Genomic DNA, 3,978 nt, shown 5'->3' with positions numbered 1-3,978 from the left:
CGCGGCGCGAAAGGCTCCGGCATGATCTCGAAATTGCCGGACTCCATCTTCGACATATCGAGAATGCCGTTGACGACCGACAACAGGTGCTGGCCTGAATCGTTGATCAGCTGGGCATACTCCTGGCGGCGCGCGGCATCAAGCATCAGCGCGTCTTCCTGCATGATCATCTCGGAGAAGCCGATGATGGCGTTGAGCGGCGTGCGCAGCTCGTGGCTCATGGTGGCCAGGAAACGCGTCTTGGAAGCGTCAGCCTGCTCTGCGGCGGACCGCGCCAGATCCAGCGCCTGCTCCTGATTTTTCCGATCGGTCACGTCACGCATCACCGCGACTACCTCGGCCTCCGAGGATTTCGATAGCTGCAAGAATGGCTCAAGCGGACGGCACCGCATCTCCACCCAGATGAAATTCACATGGCCGGCTTGCCCCGCCACGCGGCCACGAACCGCATCCCGCCTCAGGCGGAACTCGACGCTTTGCGCTTCGCCGCCGCGCGCCGCATCCGAAAGTGCGGTGAGATAGGCCGGACGATCGGCGACATGCACACGATCGAACAGGCCGTAGCCGAGCAGACGCGAGGCCGCTGTCCCCAGCATCGCCTCGGCGGCCGGCGAGATGAAACGCACCGCGCCGTTACGATGATGGCGTGAAATCACGTCGCTCATGTTGTGAGCGAGCAGGCGATAGCGGTCTTCCTCGACATAAAGCAGGGAAGCACTGGTGCGCGCGAGCAATTCGGCGCCGAATGCCAGACCCGCCGTATAGAGCGTCGCCGCCGCGACGCCGAATGCCGTCAGGATCGCGCGCATGCCCGGGCCGACATCGGTGACCGGCAGCAGATCGAAATGACCAAGGACAATCAGCAGCGAAACACAGATCAGTGCCAGTGCGGAGGCGAACGCAACCACGCGGCGCGACGCCGAGAGAGCGGCTTCCACCGGCACGACCACCAGCCAGATCGCAGCGAACGATCCGATGCCGCCGGTGCTTGAGGCCAGCGTCATGATCAGGCCGGCAAACGCCAGGGATGAAAGGAAACAGGCCCCTTCGTAGCGGCCGGTGCGCGACAGAAACCACGACAACAGAATGGGTGCAATCAGCCACGCGAAGGCTACAACTCCAAGCGCCGTCGGCGCGCCATGCATGGCAAGGTAGACCGGAAACGCCGCAAATGCCGTCAGGCTTCCCAGCAGGCGCGGTGCGATAAAAGCGCGATGACGGGCGCGCACCAGCACATCGTGCCGTGCCGACGGGTGCAGCAGCGCATCTAGGCAATCGCGAATGGTACTCAGAACTTTCACAATTTTCGCTTCGGCCTGTGCGTCGAACCAGACGCCCCGGAACGTCCCCCTTGTCGTTTTCGCAACCTGTCAGAGCGACATTAAACGAACGCTAAGGCGGGAGAGGTTGCGGCAAAAGACCGTATCCTGACGGCGCTTTCGGCGTCCGGGGCGACCGCCAATCAACGCAGATGGTGAACGGCGGGTTTCCGGCGATAAGCCCATATGGTTTCGAAATGGTGGACGGCCGGCAGATATGTGCCACGCCGGCATCAATCAAAAATTTACGCCGAATCAAATCGATCGATTTTTTCGCGAATTCTTCCCGATTTAACTTCAATGCAAATACTTGCGCTTATCGACGGCTGTTAGTGATCGATTTTCGAATTGAAAGCAGCAGAACGAGAAAGGCAGCCGGAGTAGCAAATGTTTTTTCTGCTTCGCTTGGTGTTTTGGGTTGGACTGGTCCTCGTCCTGTTGCCGAGGGACAAAACACCGGATTCAGACAAGGCGCCGCAAATCAATGCGTCCGAGGCGATCTCGGCTGCCACTGCGGCAGTGTCCGACATGAGCCAATTCTGCAAGCGTCAGCCGGCAGCGTGTGAAGTCGGCGGTCAGGCCGCAACCGTGATCGGCCAGCGTGCCCAGGGCGGCGCGCGAAAAGTCTACCAGTACATCACCGACAAACCCGAGAAGTCGGACAAGCCGGATAAGCGCGCGCCGGAACACACCGGTTCGATCGGTACCTTGGATACCAGTGAGGATACTGCGCACGACACGCTGACGCCGGACGACATGCAGATCGAGTGGCAGGGCGCGTCGCCCGCACCGTGATTCCAGCCGAAACGGGAACAATTTCTCTTGGATCGGACGATATCCCGGCCCGACGATATCGCTTTTGGTGGCCTTCAGACCTATATAACGGACATGACAATTGACGAGATCCGCGAAAATTTCGAGCTTCTGGAGGACTGGGACGACCGTTACAGGTACGTCATCGAACTCGGCCGGACGCTCGAGCCAATGCCGGAGGCCGAGCATTCTGCGGCCAACAAGGTGCAGGGCTGCGTCAGCCAGGTCTGGTTGTCCAAAAAGGTCGAACGCGGCAGTTCCGGCGACGCCTCACTGAAATACCTGGGTGACAGCGATGCCCACATCGTTCGTGGATTGATCGCGATTCTGCTGATCCTCTTTTCGGGCCACACCCCGCGGCAAATTCTTTCAACGGATGCGATCGCGATCTTCAATGAATTCGGGTTCCGCGAGCATTTGACGCCGCAGCGTTCCAACGGCCTGCGCGCAATGGTCGAGCGCATCCGCACCGATGCACGTGAGGCTTTGGCCGCGGCTTCGTAAGATCTAAATGCCTATTTCCGCCGCCGGCGTTGCTGACCAAGCCCCATTTTCTTGGCGAGTTGCGAGCGCGCGACCGCATAGTTGGGAGCGACCATCGGATAGTCCGGCGGCAGACCCCATTTTTCCCGGTATTGCTCAGGCGTCATGTTGTATTGCGAGCGCAGGTGACGCTTCAGCGACTTGAAGCGCTTGCCGTCCTCAAGACAGACCAGATAGTCCGGTGTCATAGACTTCTTGATGGAAACCGCGGGCTTCGCTGGTTCGGAAGGCGCATCGGGCCTGCCGGTCGAAACGCGCACCAAAGCCGCGTGAATCTGGTTGATCAGACCGGGAATCTCCGACGCCGGAGTCGGATTGTTGCTGAGATAGGCCGAGACGATATTCGCCGTCAGGTCGATGAAATTCTTGGCCCCGGTGTCGCTCATGGCTAAGCCTTCTCAAGATTTCATCACGCAAGTCAGCTGCCGATTTTGCAATTTGGTCGGCCGCCGGTCGAATATGAGCGAATTACCTCGGCAGAGACAAGAACCGCTATCAAACTTTCACGATCGCTGGTCGAGATGAGCGCGCAGTTCGTCAATCGATGCGAAACGCATCATGCCTTCCGGCATCTGGGCCTCGATCGATCCATCGGAATACAATGAGTAGGCCATTCCATCGACGACGCCGGACTTGAGGACGGTCACGGGCGGTTGATCCTCGACGGCCGGCGGCTGGCGGCTCGCCGCTGGGTCAGTGAAGGTCGAGGGCGAGCGCGCAACGCGGCGCTGAGGCGGCGCATCGGCAGGACGCGCCCGTTCCGATTTCGGCCAGGCGTCGTCAAAATTGGCCGGAGGGACCTCATCGATCTCCGCCAGCGGCGGCGGCCCAGCAGCTGGACGCGGCTCGGCTACCGGCACATCGCCTGTACGCGCCTGGGTTCGCTCGCGCTCTCGACGAGACGTCGACGAGAACATCAAATTGCGCCGCGGTTTGGCCGGGGGCTCCGGCGCCGGCTCTGATGACGCATCCTGGCGGGGGCGATCACGTGCAGCTGTCTCTTCGGCCCAGGGCGGCGGAGGCCCACCGGATGGCTCGCCCGCGGCCGCGTCAGCGTCAAAAGCTGGGCTACCACCTTCAGCGCCGGCATTGCGCGGGAGCGCCGCTGGCTGTGACGCATCGCGCCTCATACCGGAGGCCGGCACGCCTCCTATCCGTTCGGCGATGCCTTTCAGTTCTCTGGCGATGACCGACAAGCTCAGGATAACCAGCCCCGAGCAGGCGGTCACGGCGCCGGCCAGAATCAACGTGTTGCCAAGGCCGAACTCGTTGATCGGGATCCCGAAACCGATCGCAACAAGAC

5 protein-coding genes are annotated in these 3,978 nt (G+C 61.0%); 2 read left to right on the top strand and 3 right to left on the bottom strand.

The features are described from left to right. A partial coding sequence (locus WB528_RS26640) for a histidine kinase dimerization/phospho-acceptor domain-containing protein (RefSeq protein ID WP_423892332.1) occupies nucleotides 1-1,301 on the bottom strand: 1,301 nt, incomplete at its 3' end. 405 nt (nucleotides 1,302-1,706) lie between these two features. Between WB528_RS26640 and WB528_RS26635 the strand changes: the two genes are divergently transcribed. Both WB528_RS26635 and WB528_RS26630 read left to right on the top strand, forming a co-directional pair. Continuing rightward, nucleotides 1,707-2,114, top strand: a complete 408-nt coding sequence (locus WB528_RS26635; protein WP_423892330.1) for a DUF5330 domain-containing protein — start codon at nucleotides 1,707-1,709, stop codon at nucleotides 2,112-2,114. A 93-nt stretch (nucleotides 2,115-2,207) separates the two neighbouring features. Beyond that, nucleotides 2,208-2,636 carry a SufE family protein gene (locus tag WB528_RS26630; protein ID WP_423892334.1) on the top strand — a complete coding sequence of 143 codons (429 nt, stop codon included), beginning with the start codon at nucleotides 2,208-2,210 and terminating at the stop codon, nucleotides 2,634-2,636. 11 nt (nucleotides 2,637-2,647) lie between these two features. On the opposite strand, the gene WB528_RS26625 is transcribed toward WB528_RS26630, so the two are convergent. Together WB528_RS26625 and WB528_RS26620 are read right to left on the bottom strand one after the other, a co-directional pair. Continuing rightward, the gene (locus WB528_RS26625; protein WP_423892328.1) at nucleotides 2,648-3,061 is read right to left on the bottom strand and encodes a MucR family transcriptional regulator; all 414 of its coding nucleotides are present in this window, start codon (nucleotides 3,059-3,061) and stop codon (nucleotides 2,648-2,650) included. Nucleotides 3,062-3,178: 117 nt separating this feature from the next. Beyond that, nucleotides 3,179-3,978 (bottom strand): DUF308 domain-containing protein (locus WB528_RS26620; protein ID WP_423892326.1); only part of this gene is annotated, 800 nt, incomplete at its 5' end.

Origin of the sequence: Bradyrhizobium sp., from assembly GCF_049586575.1 — a bacterium.
Taxonomy (GTDB): domain Bacteria; phylum Pseudomonadota; class Alphaproteobacteria; order Rhizobiales; family Xanthobacteraceae; genus Bradyrhizobium.
Note: the sequence above shows the minus strand (reverse complement) of the source record. Positions and strands in the feature narration are given on the sequence as shown.

Bases quoted from the DNA above. Each gene is read 5' to 3' on its own strand.
- WB528_RS26625 (WP_423892328.1), bottom strand. From the start codon at position 3,061: ATGAGCGACACCGGGGCCAAGAATTTCATCGACCTGACGGCGAATATC.
- WB528_RS26630 (WP_423892334.1), top strand. From the start codon at position 2,208: ATGACAATTGACGAGATCCGCGAAAATTTCGAGCTTCTGGAGGACTGG.
- WB528_RS26635 (WP_423892330.1), top strand. From the start codon at position 1,707: ATGTTTTTTCTGCTTCGCTTGGTGTTTTGGGTTGGACTGGTCCTCGTC.